The organism is Streptomyces sp. NPDC059534, assembly GCF_042743475.1.
Lineage (GTDB): Bacteria > Actinomycetota > Actinomycetes > Streptomycetales > Streptomycetaceae > Streptomyces.
In genome coordinates, this window is the sequence record NZ_JBHWAQ010000042.1 from 1 (window position 1) to 15,581 (window position 15,581).

Consider the following 15,581-nt stretch of genomic DNA (forward strand, 5'->3'; position numbering starts at 1 on the left):
TTGTAGCCGTTGTTGGACAGGATGATGTCGACGAGGTTCTTGCCGATGTCGTGGACGTCGCCGCGGACGGTGGCCAGCACGATCGTGCCCTTGCCCACCTCTCCTTCGCCGTCGGCGGTTCTCTCCATGTGCGGCTCCAGGTACGCCACCGCCGTCTTCATGACCTCGGCCGACTGGAGCACGAACGGCAGCTGCATCTGCCCGGAGCCGAACAGCTCGCCCACGGTCTTCATGCCGTCGAGGAGGATCTCGTTGACGATCTCCAGGGCGGGGCGCAGGGCCAGGGCGGAGTCCAGGTCGGCCTGCAGGCCGTTCTTCTCGCCGTCGACGATCCGGCGCTTGAGGCGTTCGTCCAGGGGCAGGGCGAGGAGTTCCTCGGTCTTGCCGGCCTTCAGGGACTTCGCGGTGGCGCCCTCGAACATCTCCAGGAAGCGCTGGAGCGGGTCGTAGCCCTCGGCGCGGCGGTCGTGGATCAGGTCGAGCGCGACCTTCACCTGTTCCGGCTCCAGGCGGGCGATCGGCAGGATCTTCGAGGCGTGCACGATCGCCGAGTCGAGGCCGGCCTTGACGCACTCGTCGAGGAAGACGGAGTTGAGGACGATGCGGGCGGCCGGGTTGAGGCCGAAGGAGATGTTGGAGAGGCCGAGCGTGGTCTGCACGTCCGGGTGGCGGCGCTTCAGTTCGCGGATGGCCTCGATGGTGGCGACGCCGTCCTTGCGGGACTCCTCCTGGCCGGTGCAGATCGTGAAGGTGAGGGTGTCGATCAGGATGTCGGACTCCCTGATCCCCCAGTTGCCGGTGAGGTCGTCGATGAGCCGCTCGGCGATGGCGACCTTGTGCTCGGGCGTGCGCGCCTGGCCCTGTTCGTCGATCGTCAGCGCCATCAGGGCCGCGCCGTGCTCCTTGGCGAGGGCGGTGACCTGCGCGAAGCGGGACTCGGGGCCGTCGCCGTCCTCGTAGTTGACGGAGTTGACGACGGCCCGGCCGCCGAGCTTCTCCAGGCCGGCCCGCAGGACCGCGACCTCGGTGGAGTCCAGGACGATGGGGAGGGTGGAGGCGGTCGCGAAGCGGCCGGCCAGCTCCGCCATGTCCGCGGTGCCGTCGCGGCCGACGTAGTCCACGCACAGGTCGAGCATGTGCGCGCCCTCGTGGATCTGGTCGCGGGCCATCTCGACGCAGTCGTCCCAGCGGCCGTCGAGCATCGCCTCGCGGAACTTCTTCGAGCCGTTGGCGTTCGTCCGCTCGCCGATCGCCAGGTACGCGGTGTCCTGCCGGAACGGCACGTGGCCGTAGAGGGAGGACGCGCCCGGCTCCGGCGCCGGACGCCGGTCGAGGACCGCCGCGCCCCGCACCCGCTCCACGATCTCCCGCAGGTGTTCCGGGGTCGTACCGCAGCAGCCGCCGACCAGCGCGGGGCCGTACTCCCGGACGAACGCCTCCTGGGCGTCGGCGAGTTCGGCGGGCGACAGGGGGTAGTGGGCGCCGTCGGAGGTCAGGACGGGCAGGCCCGCGTTCGGCATGACGGAGATCGGGACGCGGGCGTGCCGGGACAGGTGCCGCAGGTGCTCGGCCATCTCGGCGGGTCCGGTGGCGCAGTTCAGGCCGATCATGTCGATGCCGAGCGGCTCCAGGGCGGTCAGGGCCGCCCCGATCTCCGAGCCGAGCAGCATGGTGCCGGTCGTCTCCACCGTGACCTGCACGATGACCGGCAGGTCCACGCCGACCCAGTCCAGGGCCCGGCGGGCGCCGATGACGGCCGCCTTCGTCTGGAGCAGGTCCTGCGAGGTCTCGATGAGCAGGGCGTCCGCGCCGCCCCGGATCAGGCCCTCCGCGTTCTGCCGGAAGGCGTCCCGGAGCGGCTCGTAGGTGACGTGGCCGAGCGTGGGGAGCTTCGTGCCGGGCCCCATGGAGCCGAGGACCCAGCGGGGGCGTCCGTCGGCGGCCGTGTGCGCGTCGGCCGCCGTACGGGCGATCCGGGCGCCGGCCTCGGACAGCTCGTACACCTGGTTCTCGATGCCGTACTCGGCGAGCGCGGCCAGGTTCGCCCCGAAGGTGTTGGTCTCGACGCAGTCCACGCCGACGGCGAAGTACGCGTCGTGGACGGAGGCGACGATGTCGGGGCGGGTGAGGTTGAGGATCTCGTTGCAGCCCTCCAGGTTCCGGAAGTCGTCCATCGTCGGGTCGGCGGCCTGGAGCATGGTGCCCATCGCCCCGTCGGCCACGACGACCCGCGTCGCGAACTCCTCCCTGAGCGACCGCCGGGCCGCGCTCATGACAGGCCCCCCAGATGGGTGACGAGGGTGGCCGTGCAGCCCACCCCGTACGTCGTCCTGATCCGGTCGAGGAGGGAGTCCCGGTGCAGCCGGTACTCCTGCGTCCCCACGTAGTCGAGGACGGTCGCGGCGACCGCGCAGCCCAGCTGCGCCGCGCACCGCTCCGGCACGCCCCACAGGGTGCCGGCGAGGAACCCGGACCGGAAGGCGTCCCCGACGCCGGTCGGGTCGACGACCGCGGGGACCTCCACGGCCGGCACGGCGAGCGTGGCGCGGCCCTCGCCGCGGATGCGGACACCCGCCTCGCCGTGGGTGGTGACCCAGGTGGCGACCCGGCGGAGCACGTCGGCCTCGCTCCAGCCGGACTTCTCCATGAGCAGGGCCGTCTCGTACTCGTTGGTGAAGAGGAACCGCGCCCCGTCCACCAGCTCCCGCACCTGTGCCCCGTCGAGCCGCGCCAGCTGCTGCGAAGGATCGGCGGCGAAGGGGATTCCCAGGTCACGGCAGGTGCGGGTGTGCCGGAGCATGGCCTGGGGGTCGTCCGGGGAGACCAGGACCAGTTCCAGCCGGCCGGTGCGTGCCACGACCTCGCGCAGGTCGATCTCGCGCGCCTCGGCCATCGCCCCCGCATAGAAGGTGGCGATCTGGTTCTGGGCCCGGTCGGTGGTACAGACGAAGCGGGCGGTGTGGAGCGTCTCGCTGACGCGCACGGAGTCGGTGTCCACCCCGTGGTCCTTCAGCCAGACCCGGTAGGGCTCGAAGTCGGCGCCGACCGCGCCCACCAGGGCGGGCCGCAGGCCGAGGACCCCGAGTCCGAAGGCGATGTTCGCTGCCACTCCGCCGCGCCTGACCTCCAGGTTGTCGGCGAGGAACGACAGGGAGACCCGGTCGAGCCGGTCGGCGAGGAGCTGCTCGCTGAACCAGCCGGGGAAGGTCATCAGATGGTCGGTCGCGATGGATCCCGTGACAGCGATGCGCATGGTCTACTCCCCGTCCCCTTCTCGCGCCGCCTTCTTCAGGGCCTCCACGCGGTCCGTGCGCTCCCAGGTGAACTCGGGGAGTTCGCGGCCGAAGTGGCCGTAGGCCGAGGTCTTCGCGTAGATGGGCCGCTTGAGGTCCAGGTCGCGGATGATCGCGGCGGGCCGCAGGTCGAAGACGGCGGTGACGGCCTCCTGGATCCTCTCGTCGGGGAGGGTGCCGGTGCCGAAGGTCTCCACGAAGAGGCCGACGGGCTCGGCCTTGCCGATCGCGTAGGCGACCTGGACCTCGCAGCGGCGGGCGAGCCCGGCCGCGACGACGTTCTTGGCGACCCAGCGCATGGCGTAGGCGGCCGAACGGTCGACCTTGGACGGGTCCTTGCCGGAGAAGGCGCCGCCGCCGTGCCGGGCCATCCCGCCGTACGTGTCGATGATGATCTTCCGGCCGGTGAGTCCGGCGTCGCCCATCGGACCGCCGACCTCGAAGCGCCCGGTCGGGTTGACCAGGAGCCGGTAGCCGTCGGACTCCAGGCTGACGCCCTCCTCGACCAGCTCCTTGAGGACGTGCTCGACGACGTACTCGCGCACGTCCGGGGTGAGCAGGCCCTCGACGGAGATGTCGGCGGCGTGCTGCGAGGAGACGACCACCGTGTCGAGGCGGACCGCGCGGTCCCCGTCGTACTCGATGGTGACCTGCGTCTTGCCGTCGGGCCGCAGGTACGGCACGGTGCCGTCCTTGCGGACCTCGGTGAGCCGGCGGGACAGCCGGTGGGCCAGCGCGATCGGCAGCGGCATGAGCTCGGCCGTGTCGTCGCAGGCGTAGCCGAACATCAGGCCCTGGTCGCCGGCGCCCTGCGCGTCGAGCGCGTCGCCCGCGCCCTCGACCCGGGACTCGTACGCCGTGTCGACGCCCTGCGCGATGTCCGGCGACTGGGCGCCGATGGACACCGACACGCCGCAGGAGGCGCCGTCGAAGCCCTTCGCGGAGGAGTCGTAGCCGATGTCGAGGACGGCCTCGCGGACCAGCTTCGCTATCGGCGCGTACGCCGTGGTGGTGACCTCGCCGGCGATGTGCACGAGACCGGTGGTGATGAGGGTCTCGACCGCCACGCGCGAGGACGGGTCCTCGGCGAGCAGCGCGTCGAGGATGGTGTCGCTGATCCGGTCGGCGATCTTGTCGGGGTGGCCCTCGGTCACGGACTCCGAGGTGAACAGGCGACGGCTCATGCCTGGCCCACCTCCACCTGCGTCTTGAAGAAGTGCTGCTCGATGGCGCCGAGGGTGCGGATGGAGTCGACCTCCAGGGTCTCCATCTGGATGGCGGTGCCGCTCTCCTGCTCCAGGAGGAAGACGAACTCGACGAAGGACAGCGAGTCGATGAGCCGGTTCTCGATGAGGTCGAGGTCGGACGCGATGTCGTCGCGCTCCGGGTGACGCTCGAGGATCCAGTTCTTCACCGTCTGCAGGCCGTCGGCCATGGTTGCTCTCCTTTTAGCTGCTGCTGGATACGGAAGGGGTGGGGGGCGCGGACACGGACGTCGCGGCGATGATCGGGGCGGCCACCGCGACCGCGTAGTCCACGTCGTGGCTGATGGACACGGTGATCTCGGTGATGCCGGACTCGGCCGCCATCTCGGCGGCGGCCCGGTGCAGCTCCACGAGCGGCCAGCCGCCCTCGGAGCGCCGTACGACGATGTCCGGCCACGGCAGGAACCTGCCTCTGACCCGTAAGGTCTTGAAGGCCGCTTCCTTGGCCGCGATCCGCCCGCACAGGCTCAGGACGTCGAGCCCGGAGGACGTACGGCAGTCGGCGAGCTCGCCGGGGGTGAGCATCCGCTCGAAGAACCGCTCCCCGTACTGGGAGAGGAGCCTGCGGACACGGTTGACGGACACGATGTCCATGCCGAGGTTCGCCCACCCCAGGCCGCCCGCCGGCGGGGCGGCGGGACGGGCCGGCACGTCAGATCACCGGCCCGGCCGCGCCACTCGCATCGGCCCGCATGCGGGCGTTCGCGTCGAGCACCGCCCGGGTGGCGGACTCCCAGCTGCCGTGGCGCCGGGTCAGTGCGGACAGCCATCGCTCCAGGCCGAAGGCGACGCAGCTGGTGAAGGCCGGTCCGCCGGTCGACTCCAGGGTGATGTCGCAGCGGTCGCCGAAGAAGTTCCGGTGCGTGTTGACCGAGGCGATCGCCAGGTCCTCGTACAGGAACTCGTACTTCACCGGGGTGAGCCGCTGGAGGACTGCCTTCGAGCCGCCCTTGTCGAAGAACGGGTCGCAGGCGGCCTCCCTGCGCAGGGGCAGGTCGAGGGCGTTGGCGAAGGTCTGGATCCGGCCGGTGAAGTCGGCGAGGTGCGACTCGGCGTGCTCGCGCGCGCCGATCGCCACGATCTCCCGCATGCGGAAGCCGAGCTGGCGCCGCATGCCCTCGTAGTGGGTCTCCTTGCGGAAGCACCAGGAGCAGATCGTGACGAGGGTGTCGTCGGCGACCCGGCGGCCCTGGTGGTCGAGGTAGACGGCGTAGCAGGACGCCGAGGGCAGGCCGAGCGCGGCCGGTTCGAGGGCCTCGCCGGGGAAGCTGCCGGTGTCGGCGTCGAACGGCGTGGTCGTGCGGCGCTCCAGGTCGAGCGGGGCGGCGACGACGGCCTGGTGGGGGAAGTTGTCGTAGTAGTCGAGCCTGGCCAGGTCGGCGGCCGGCAGGAGCGGGGGCATGGTCATCGGGCGGGCGCCCGCGGTCACGCCCCAGCGCTCGAAGGTGTCGTCGAGGAGCCGCAGCAGGCGGGTCCCCTCGGGGCCGAGCGAGGGCAGGCCCCTCGCCTGGCCCTGGGTTTCCCCGACGGTCGCGGGGGTCGTCACGGTCATGATCTCTTCACCTCTCGGGTGGGAGGTCCCGGGTGTGTCAGACGACGGGCAGGGTGTCGTCGGAGAAGATCCCGGTCTTCAGGAAGAAGGCGAGCGGCTTGCGGATCGCCTTGCGCTCGTGCGGGCGGCGGCTCGCGTCGGCGACCAGCGCGTTGCGCAGGGCGAGCGGGTCGGCGATGCCGGCGTCGCGGTAGACGTGCGGGTTGTAGAGGGAGTTGACGCTGTAGACGACGTACCGCTTGAGGTACGCCTCCACCTCGCGGACCCGTTCGGCGCTGACCGCCTGGCACATCCGGGTGTACAGCAGCGAGACCAGCTCGCGGCCGAAGGCGATGTGGCGGGACTCGTCCTGGTGGTGGATCCGGTTGACCTCGCGGATGGTGTGGCAGAGGGAGTCGTCCTTCGCCATCCGGGAGTTGTAGTGGTCGACGAGCTCCTCGAAGAAGAGGATGCGGGTGAAGACGAGGAAGTTCTCGACCTCGGGTTCCCAGGCCGCGTCGGCGCGCATCGCGGTGGAGCCGTAGATCTTGTTGCCGTAGCGGCGGCAGAACTCGGAGAAGAACCACATGTGTTCGTTCTCCTCCCCGATGAAGTGGTGGAAGAAGTCGGAGGGCACCTCGAAGCCGGGCATGTGGATGCGTCCGACGACCTCGATGAGGAGTTCGCGGATGCCGTGCACGTTGAGGCTGTAGAAGTTGACGGACTCCCACTTCGACAGGCGCTGAAGCGTTTCCTCGCCGAGGGTGTCGTAGTGCTCGGTGCCGTAGACGGTGAGCAGCTCCGGCGTCATCCAGAAACGGTTCTCCTCCAGCGTCTCGGGCCACTGGAAGGTCTGGTACGGGTTGTAGTAGTCCTCGACCGAACGCTCGCTGAGGCGCTCCAGGACCTCCAGGAAGCGGTCGGTGACGGGCAGGGGGGCGGCTGTGCCCATGGGGGTTGCTCCTCGCTCGCTGACGGTGGGGGTCAAGGCCGGACCTCGTAGACGGCGTTGACCGCGGTCTCGGTCGCACGCCGCCAGCGGGTGAAGCCGGCCTCCTCCGCGATGGCCCGGAACGCCTTCTCGCCCGAGTGGTTGCCGAGCGCGTGCGGGCCGCGCTGCGCGACCGCGACGGGCAGGCACATCACGGCGGACAGCGCCATGAACATCCGGGCGGCCGGCGTCTGCGTGTCGACGTCCTGCGGGGACACGTTCGACTCGACGAGCATCCAGGTGCCGTCCGCGTCCAGGGACTTGTGGACGTGCTGCGCGGCGGCGACCGGGTCGCCCATGTCGTGCAGGGCGTTGAAGAAGCACACCAGGTCGTAGCCGGCGCCCGGGTAGTCGTCCGCGGAGGCGACCTCGAAGACGACCCGGTCGGAGAGTCCGGCCTCCTCGGCGAGCTGCCGCGCGATCGCGATGGCCTCCTCCGAGTAGTCGAAGCCGTGGACCGTGGCCTGCGGGAACGCCTTCGCGATGAGCAGCGTGGTGTGGCCGACGCCGCAGCCGACGTCGGCGACCGTGCCGCCGGCGGCGAGCTTGCCGGTCACCTCGTGCAGGGCGGGCAGCCAGTCCGGGACGAGCTTGTGCTCGTACGTCGGCTGGAAGAAGGAGCCCATGCCGGTGTCGAGGGCCGCGTCGTGCTCGGCCCAGCCGACGCCGTCCCCGGTGCGGTACGCCTCGACGAGCAGGTCCTCGGTGGCGTACAGCGCCTTCAGCGCGGTGAAGAACCCGGCCGCGTAGGTGACGGCCGTCGGGTCGGCGAGCACCTCGACGTGGTCGGCGGGGAGCGTGTACGTGAGGGAGCTCGGGTGCCGCTCGACGTACCCGGCGGAGAGCTGGGCGTGCAGCCACTCCTCGATGTAGCGCGGGTTCGTGCCGGTCCGCTCGGCGAGCTGCCCCGAGGTCAGCGGACCGTCGGCGGCCAGCGCCCTGTACAGGCCGAGGCGCTCGCCGAGGGAGACGGTCAGGCCGCGGACGGCCGCGCCCGCGTCGGTGATGACCCTCTGGTGGAAGTCGTGGGCGCTCATGCCGCCTCCTCCTCGCGGTGGGTGGGGAGATCGCAGGTGAACAGGAAGGAGCGGGGGACGCGGGGCAGCGCGCGGGGGGCGACCCGGTAGGGCCAGCGCCCGAAGTCGGCGCCCTCCTCACCGGGCTGCCTGACCTCCCGTACGTCCCAGCCGCAGTCGGCGAGCAGCGCCTCGGGCTCCTCGGTGCCGAAGAGCCACGGGTTGCCGTCCTCCTCCAGGGCCTTCATGAAGCCCCGGGCCAGCGGGTTGTCCAGGGCGGCCTTGGAGATGACGTCGCCGAGCAGCACGGAGCCGGGTGCGGCATGCGCGGAGAGCGTCGAGATGAGGGTCCGTACGGCCTGCTCGGGCAGGAAGAACAGCAGTCCCTCGACCACCCACAGCACGGGCTCCTCGCTCTTCCAGCCCGCCTCCTTCAGGGGACCGGTCCAGTCCTGGGTCAGGTCGACCGGGACGGTGGTCCGGGTGCGGCCGGCGGGCTGCGGCTCGTCCTTCAGCATCTCCGCCTTGGCCTCCAGGAGGGCCGGGCGGTCGAGTTCGTAGACGGTGACGCCGTCGGGCCAGGGCAGCCGGAAGAAGCGGGTGTCCATGCCGGCGGCGAGGAGGACGACCTGGCGGATCCCGCGCTCCTCCACCGCCTTCACGACGGCCCGGTCGAGGTAGGTGGTGCGGATGGCGAGGAACGGCACGATGCCGCCCCCGTCGTAGCGCGCGAGCAGTTCGAAGCCGGTCTCGTCGGCGACGGTGCGCGCGTAGGGATCGGCGAACAGCCGGTCCTCGCGCTCGGTCTCCAGGGCACGCGCGGCGGCGGTCCACTGGGCGGTGCGGGATACGGCCTCCACAGGAGGTCCCCCTTCACTTGGGCAACGGATGTGCGGAGAGATACGGACGGCCGTGTTCAGGGGCCCGACGAAGGACGGTTCGTCAGGCGCTCATGGCCGGGACACAGGTCTTGGCCGGTCGCGCGCAGGCGACGGGGTCCTCGGCCGCGGGCATCGACGACAGATGGTCGGCCTCGGAGTCGGCGGGGCGCCGGCGGAAGATGCTGTGCAGGATCATGCTGAACACGGCCGTCCCGTCGGGGGCCACCAGGGTGCACCGGGGCTTGACGGTGCCGGTGGCGCGGTTGAACGGCGACGGGGTGGAGCCGAGGATCTCGACGCGGGCGGTGAGCACGTCGCCCGGGCGGACGGGCCGCAGGTAGCGGACCTCGTCGATGCCGGGCGAGCCCATGCAGGCGCTGTAGGCGAGCAGCCCGTCGACGTAGCGCCGCATGAACATCGCCTGGGTGTGGAACCCGCTCGCGATCAGACCGCCGAACTGCGAACGCTCCGCGCGCTCGGGGTCCGTGTGGAAGGGCTGCGGGTCGAAGCGCCTGCCGAACTCCAGCACCTCCTCCGCCGTGACGGTGACGGCGCCCAGCTCGTGGACGTCGCCGGGCCGGAAGTCCTCGAAGTAGCGCATCGCGCTTCCCCCTTGACCTAGGAGTGGTCTTTCCCTGGCACGTCCCAATCTACGAATCGACCATTTATTTTGTCAACCCAAAAGAAGGGCTTGCTCCAGTGCTTGTTCGACATCGGCCCACAGGTCCCCGACGTCCTCGATCCCGACCGACACCCTCACCAGCCCGGCACCGATCCCCGCCGCCGCCAACTCGCCCTCGCCCAGCTCCCGGTGAGAGGTGGAGGCGGGGTGCGTCACGAGCGTCTCCACCCCGCCGAGCGACAGCGCGAGCCTCGCCAGCCGTACGCCCTCGATGAACGCCCGGCCCGCCCGCCGCCCCCCGGCGAGCTCGAAGGAGAGCAGCCCGCCGCCGCCCGAAAGCACCGTGCGGGCCCGGGAGTACGAGGGATGGCCGGCGAGCCCGGGGTAGTGGACGGCCGTGACGTCCCCGCGGGCCCCGAGCCTCTCGGCGAGCGCGGCCGCGTTGGCACAGTGCTCACGCATCCGCAGCGGCAGCGTGGGTATCCCGCGCAGGGTCAGCCAGGCCGCGAACGGGTCGGCGCAGGCGCCGAGTTCGACCGTCCGGGGCCAGATCCGGTGACGCAGCCCGTCGTCCGCGAAGACGGCGACGCCGCCGAGGACGTCCGAGTGCCCGGAGAGGTACTTGGTGGTGGAGTGGACGACGATGTCGGCGCCGAGCTCCAGCGGACGGCACAGCACGGGCGAGGCGAGCGAGTTGTCGACGACGCTCGTCACCCCGAGGGCGCGCGCGGCGGCGAGCAGGCCCGGCAGGTCGGGTACCTGCCCGGTGGGGTTGGCGATGGTCTCCAGCACGAGCAGCCGGGTCGCGGGGTGCACGGCGGCGGCCTCCAGCTCGGCCGGGTCGTCGCCCGATATCCGTACGACCTCGATCCCGTACCGCTCGGCCAGATCCGCCAGGACGGCATGCGTCCCCCCGTACAGACACCGCTGCGCCACCACCCGGTCCCCGGGCCGCAGGAGCGCCAGCAGCACCCCGCTGATCGCCCCCATCCCCGAGGCGAAGGCGATGGCCCCCTCCCCTCCCTCCAGGCCCGCGAGCGTCCGCTCCAGGGCCCGCACCGTCGGATTGCCCCGGCGGCTGTACACGTACCGCCCGTCGGGCCCCGCCATCGCGTCGGCCAGCTCGTCGGCCGACTCGAAGACGAAGGCGGACGACTGGACGAGAGGCACGGAGAGCGGCCAACTCCCCTGCGGAAAGGGCTCATTGACCAGATGCACGGCTCGGGTGTTCAGCTGCGCGGCTCGGGTGTTCGGCTCCACGGCCCGGGTGTTCGGTTCCACGGCTTTCCTTTCCGGATACGGAGAAGGGGCCGCCCGACGTCCGGACTCGGACATCGGGCGGCCCCTTCGGGGACGGTTCAGGCGGAGACCTTCTCGCCCTGCGGCGCGGGGGCGGCGGCGGCCTCGGCCGCGACCGTCTTGTCGCTCTTCATGACGAGGAGCGTGATCACACCGCCGACGGCGGCGACGACCGCGGCGCCGATGAAGGCGGCCGAGAACCCGTCGGTCAGCTTCGGCAGGTTGCCGAGCTGGTCGGCGCCCTGCGACATGGCGACGGCGGTGAGCGCGGCGAGGCCGAGCGCGGAGCCGACGTTGTAGGTGGTGTTGACGATGCCGGAGGCGAGACCCGCCTGCTCCTGCGGGGCGCCGGACATGGCGGCGATCATCGCCGGGATGTACGCGAGGGACATGCCGAGCGCGGCGACGAGCGAGGCCGGCAGGACGTCGACCAGGAAGGTGCCGGTGGGCGGGACGGCCGCGAGCCACACCAGTCCGGCGGCGAGCACGAGGAGACCGGCGCCGATCAGCGGCTTGGCCCCGAAGCGGCCCATGAGCCGGGCGGTGACGGCGGTCATGAAGATCATGAGGAGCACGGTCATCGGGAGCAGCGCGGCCCCGGACGCGAAGGCGCCGTAGCCCAGGACCTGCTGGAGGTACAGGTTGAGGAAGTACCACATCGGGATCCACGCGGCGCCGAGCAGCGTCATCGCCAGGTTGGCCGAGCCGAGCCGCGGGACCCGCCAGACGCCGAGCGGCATGAGCGGCTCGCGGACGGACTTCTGGATCACGAAGAACAGGACGAGCAGGGCGACGGCGCCGACCAGCTCCAGGACGGTGGCGGTGGCACCCCAGCCGACCTCGGGGGCGCGGACCACGGCGAAGACGGCGAGCGCGAGCCCCGCGGTGACGGCGACGGCGCCGAGGACGTCGACCGAGCCGCGGCGCGACCCGACGTCCGGGAGGAGCCTGGTCGCGGCGAGCGTCGCGAGGCCGATCGGGATGTAGATGATGAAGACCCACTGCCAGGCCGCCCACTCGGTGAAGACACCGCCGAGGAAGACGCCCGCGGTGCCGCCGGCGGGAGCCGCGGCGCCGTACAGCGCCATCGCCTTGCCGAGCTCCTTCGGGTCGTGCATGAAGAGCATCATCAGCAGGGTCATCGCGGAGGGCGCGATCAGCGCCCCGCCGACGCCCTGGACGGCGCGGCCGGCGATCTCGACCCAGGCGGTCTGCGCGGCGGCGGCGAGGACCGAGCCGGCGATCATCACGACCCAGCCGGTGACGAAGATCTTGCGGGCTCCGACGAGGTCGGAGAGGCGTCCGCCGAGGAGCAGGAGGCCGCCGAAGACGATCACGTAGGCGTTGAAGACCCACTGGAGCTCGCCCTGCGTGAAGCCCAGGTCCTTCTGCATCTCGGGGAGCGCCACCCCGATGATCGACGTGTCCATGATGACCATGAACTGGGCTGCTGCGAGCACGACAAGTGCCCACCAGCGCCGGGGATTGACGGTTGACATTGCCCTGACCCTTCGCTCGCGTCGGCCCCGACCACCGTCGGGGTATACCCCTAGGGGGTACCTGTGCGGAGCACCGTAGCATACCCATGGGGGGTATGTAAGAGTGAGGTGAGTGCGCCCGCTCGGCCACACGGGAAGCACCCCTTCCACGCCCCCCGCCGGGCAGAATGCCCCCATGACCGCAGACCAGGACCCCGCGCTCCTCCGGCGCTGGACCGCCACCCTGCTCGCCGCCCGCGCCGGCCACGAAGGCCCCGACCCCGCCCCGTACGGCCGGAACCTCCTCGCCCGCTGGGCCGAGCCGCAGCGCCGCTACCACACGGTCGACCACCTCCGCGCCGTCCTCGACCGCATCGACGAACTCGCCGACCAGGGCGGCGAGGGCGGTGAACTGGAGCTCGTACGGCTCGCCGCCTGGTTCCACGACGCCGTCTACCGCCCCGACCGCTCCGAGAACGAGGAACGCTCGGCGACCCTCGCCGAGAAGGCGCTCGCCGAAGCCGGCCTCACCCCCCACGAGGTCACGGAGGTCGCCCGCCTGGTCCGCCTGACGACGACCCACGACCCCGACACGGGCGACCTCAACGGCGAGACCCTCTGCGACGCCGACCTCGCCATCCTCGCCACCGACCCCGATACGTACGGGGGGTATACGGCCGCCGTCCGCGACGAGTACGGCTTCGTCCCCGACGACGCCTTCCGCGAGGGCCGCGCCGCCGTCCTCCGCCAGCTCCTCGCCCTCCCCAGCCTCTTCCGCACCCCCTACGGCGCCGCCGCCTGGGAGGGACGGGCGCGGGAGAACCTCGAACGGGAGCTCGCGGAACTGACGGCCGCGCCCGGCGAGGGCTGAGCGGCACCCCGCACCGGTCAGCCGTCAGGCATCAGGCATCAGCCGTCCGGCATCCACCGTCGGCCGTCAGGCATCAGCCGTCCGGCATCTGCCGTCGGCCGTCGCCCGTCATCAGCCGCCGAGGAAGGCGTCCAGGGCCGGTCCCGTCGTCGCGACGACGACGGCCCCGTCCCGGATGTCCGCGGACAGGTGGGCCCGGTCCCCCTCCCCCCGGATGATCACCGGCCGGTCCACCGGGATCACGGTCGCCCCGAGGCGGTCCACCAGCCGGGCCAGGACGTCGAAGAACGAGCCGCCCGGGAACCGGCTGAACGCGACACAGACCTCGTTGACGTCCACGTCGACCTCGTGGCCGTCGGCGGTCCGGATCAGCACGCCGTTCCTCAGGTCCTCGTCGGCGGCGACGACGTACGGCGCCAGGACCTCCCGTACGGCGTCCATGGGCAGCGGCTCCGGCTCGCCGTCGCGGTACCGGAGCACGAACAGGGTGCGCCCCATCCCCCCACCCCTCTCTCAGGCGGCCCGGATCGCCGCGTCGATCTCCGCCCCCGTGCGGGCGACGACCACCGTGCAGCTGCCCGCCGGGGCCTCCGGCAGATGCACGCGGTCCTCCTCCCGCCGGATGACGACCGTCGTCCCGGGCACGAACAGCCAGGCGTCGAGGCGGCCCAGCAGGACCGCGAGCAGATCCGTGATCCCCTCCCCGCCGAAGCGGTTGAAGGTGATGTCGCCGGGACTGTGGAGATAGACGTCCGCCGTCTCCCCCGCCCCCGTGCCCACCTGGAGGAAGTCCGGCTCGGGGCCCCGTGCCACCACATAGGGGGCGAGGACCTCGCGCGCCGCGTCCATGTCCAGCGGCACCCGCTCGCCGTTCTCGAACCGGCATACGAAGATGTCGAAACTCATGGGGCTCTGCGTACCACGGAGGGGTGACAACCACGGTCCGTGAGGATCCGGAACCGGAGAGCGGACGTCTCGCATCGCGAGACATTCCCCCCACCGCGGAATGACAGGAACAAATCGCGGGTTGACGCATGTCATGCCGTCTTCCTCTGCCGAGCGCACGACACCCGCGACCGACACCCCGCCCACGCCCGCGTCCGCCACCCGCATGCCGCTGGCCGTCTACATCCTCGGGCTCTCGGTCTTCGCGCTCGGCACGAGCGAATTCATGCTGTCCGGACTCCTGCCGCCCATCGCGGAGGACATGAACGTCTCCATCCCCCGCGCCGGCCTCCTCATATCCGCCTTCGCCATCGGCATGGTCGTCGGAGCGCCGCTCCTCGCCGTCGCGACCCTGAGACTCCCCCGCAAGACCACCCTCGTCACCCTCATCACCGTCTTCGGCCTGGGGCAGGTCGCCGGCGCCCTCGCCCCGAACTACGCCGTCCTCTTCGCCTCGCGCATCCTCAGCGCCCTCGCCTGCGCCGGATTCTGGGCGGTCGGCGCGGCCGTCGCGATCGCCATGGTGCCGGTGAGCTCCCGCGCGCGGGCCATGGCGGTCATGATCGGCGGCCTCTCCATCGCCAACGTCCTCGGCGTGCCCGCAGGCGCGTTCCTCGGCGAGCACCTCGGCTGGCGCTCGGCGTTCTGGGCGGTCGGGGCGGCCTCCGCGGTCGCGCTCGTCGGCGTCGTGACCCGCATCCCGCACATCCCCCTCCCCGCGGCCAAGCCCCGCCTGCGGCTCGAACTGGCCATCTACCGCGACCGCCAGGTCCTCCTCTCGGTCGCCGTCACCGCCCTCGCCGCGGGCGGCGTCTTCTGCGCCTTCTCCTACCTCGCCCCGCTCCTCACCGACGTCTCCGGCCTCGCCGAGGGCTGGGTCTCCGGCGTCCTCGCCCTCTTCGGCATCGGCGCCGTCGTCGGCACGGCGATCGGCGGCCGCGTCGCCGACGCCCACCTCTTCGGCGTGCTGCTCACCGGCATCGCCGCCTCCACCGTCTTCCTGGTCGCCCTGGCCCTCCTCGCCTCCAGCCCGGCCGCCACGATCGTGCTGACCTTCCTCCTCGGCGTCTCCGCCTTCTACACGGCCCCCGCCCTCAACGCCCGCATGTTCAACGTCGCCGGAGCCGCCCCCACCCTCGCGGGCGCCACCACCACCGCCGCCTTCAACCTCGGCAACACCGGCGGCCCCTGGCTCGGCGGCACCGTCATCGACGCCGGCCTCGGCTTCGGCTCCACCGCCTGGGCGGGCGCCGCCATGACCGCCCTGGGCCTCGGCACCGCCGCGGTGTCCCTGAAGCTGCACAAGTCGCCGTCCCGCGTGGTGATCTCCGGCTCGCCCGCGGAGCAGAAGGCCGTATCGTCCCGCTGACACGCCGTACACGACCCACG

16 protein-coding genes are annotated in these 15,581 nt (G+C 71.6%); 2 read left to right on the plus strand and 14 right to left on the minus strand.

Annotation, left to right across the window (positions count from 1 at the left end):
* From ACFVZH_RS33735 to ACFVZH_RS33790, 12 genes are all read right to left on the minus strand, one after another.
* The coding region (locus ACFVZH_RS33735) for a homocysteine S-methyltransferase family protein (protein ID WP_384903432.1) at positions 1 to 2,273 on the minus strand (2,273 nt) is incomplete at its 3' end.
* Positions 2,270 to 3,253 (minus strand): carbohydrate kinase family protein, encoded by a 984-nt coding sequence (locus ACFVZH_RS33740; protein WP_384903434.1) that lies wholly within the window; start codon positions 3,251 to 3,253, stop codon positions 2,270 to 2,272. The genes ACFVZH_RS33735 and ACFVZH_RS33740, both read right to left, overlap by 4 nt.
* Positions 3,254 to 3,256: 3 nt before the next feature.
* Entirely contained in the window at positions 3,257 to 4,477 is a 1,221-nt protein-coding gene (metK, locus tag ACFVZH_RS33745) for a methionine adenosyltransferase (protein WP_384903436.1), read from the minus strand.
* Complete coding sequence (locus ACFVZH_RS33750; RefSeq protein WP_384903438.1) at positions 4,474 to 4,728, minus strand: phosphopantetheine-binding protein; 255 nt, start codon at positions 4,726 to 4,728, stop codon at positions 4,474 to 4,476. Before ACFVZH_RS33750 ends, metK begins: the two co-directional genes overlap by 4 nt.
* A gap of 13 nt (positions 4,729 to 4,741) precedes the next feature.
* On the minus strand, positions 4,742 to 5,209 hold the full coding sequence (gene acpS, locus ACFVZH_RS33755; protein ID WP_384903440.1) for a holo-ACP synthase: 468 nt from the start codon (positions 5,207 to 5,209) through the stop codon (positions 4,742 to 4,744).
* A 1-nt stretch (position 5,210) separates the two neighbouring features.
* Positions 5,211 to 6,110, minus strand: coding sequence for a hypothetical protein (locus tag ACFVZH_RS33760; protein ID WP_384903441.1), 900 nt, complete (start codon positions 6,108 to 6,110; stop codon positions 5,211 to 5,213).
* A 37-nt stretch (positions 6,111 to 6,147) separates the two neighbouring features.
* Entirely contained in the window at positions 6,148 to 7,041 is an 894-nt protein-coding gene (locus ACFVZH_RS33765; protein ID WP_384903443.1) for a diiron oxygenase, read from the minus strand.
* Positions 7,042 to 7,073: 32 nt separating this feature from the next.
* Positions 7,074 to 8,117, minus strand: a complete 1,044-nt coding sequence (locus ACFVZH_RS33770; RefSeq protein ID WP_384903444.1) for a class I SAM-dependent methyltransferase — start codon at positions 8,115 to 8,117, stop codon at positions 7,074 to 7,076.
* Positions 8,114 to 8,956, minus strand: a complete 843-nt coding sequence (locus ACFVZH_RS33775) for a class I SAM-dependent methyltransferase (protein ID WP_384903446.1) — start codon at positions 8,954 to 8,956, stop codon at positions 8,114 to 8,116. Before ACFVZH_RS33775 ends, ACFVZH_RS33770 begins: the two co-directional genes overlap by 4 nt.
* An 82-nt stretch (positions 8,957 to 9,038) precedes the next feature.
* On the minus strand, positions 9,039 to 9,578 hold the full coding sequence (locus tag ACFVZH_RS33780) for a MaoC family dehydratase (RefSeq protein ID WP_384903448.1): 540 nt from the start codon (positions 9,576 to 9,578) through the stop codon (positions 9,039 to 9,041).
* A 72-nt stretch (positions 9,579 to 9,650) separates the two neighbouring features.
* Positions 9,651 to 10,880, minus strand: a complete 1,230-nt coding sequence (locus tag ACFVZH_RS33785) for a trans-sulfuration enzyme family protein (RefSeq protein WP_384903450.1) — start codon at positions 10,878 to 10,880, stop codon at positions 9,651 to 9,653.
* Positions 10,881 to 10,957: 77 nt separating this feature from the next.
* Complete coding sequence (locus ACFVZH_RS33790; RefSeq protein WP_384903451.1) at positions 10,958 to 12,397, minus strand: MFS transporter; 1,440 nt, start codon at positions 12,395 to 12,397, stop codon at positions 10,958 to 10,960.
* Between the two features lie 175 nt (positions 12,398 to 12,572).
* On the opposite strand from ACFVZH_RS33790, the gene ACFVZH_RS33795 reads away from it, so the two are divergent.
* On the plus strand, positions 12,573 to 13,247 hold the full coding sequence (locus tag ACFVZH_RS33795; protein ID WP_384903453.1) for a hypothetical protein: 675 nt from the start codon (positions 12,573 to 12,575) through the stop codon (positions 13,245 to 13,247).
* Between the two features lie 111 nt (positions 13,248 to 13,358).
* Here the strand turns inward: ACFVZH_RS33795 and ACFVZH_RS33800 are convergent, their stop codons facing one another.
* Positions 13,359 to 13,745, minus strand: coding sequence for a hypothetical protein (locus tag ACFVZH_RS33800; protein WP_384903455.1), 387 nt, complete (start codon positions 13,743 to 13,745; stop codon positions 13,359 to 13,361).
* A 15-nt stretch (positions 13,746 to 13,760) separates the two neighbouring features.
* On the minus strand, positions 13,761 to 14,153 hold the full coding sequence (locus tag ACFVZH_RS33805; protein WP_384903457.1) for a hypothetical protein: 393 nt from the start codon (positions 14,151 to 14,153) through the stop codon (positions 13,761 to 13,763).
* A gap of 205 nt (positions 14,154 to 14,358) precedes the next feature.
* On the opposite strand from ACFVZH_RS33805, the gene ACFVZH_RS33810 reads away from it, so the two are divergent.
* Positions 14,359 to 15,561, plus strand: a complete 1,203-nt coding sequence (locus tag ACFVZH_RS33810) for a Cmx/CmrA family chloramphenicol efflux MFS transporter (protein ID WP_384903519.1) — start codon at positions 14,359 to 14,361, stop codon at positions 15,559 to 15,561.
* Positions 15,562 to 15,581 lie beyond the last annotated feature (20 nt).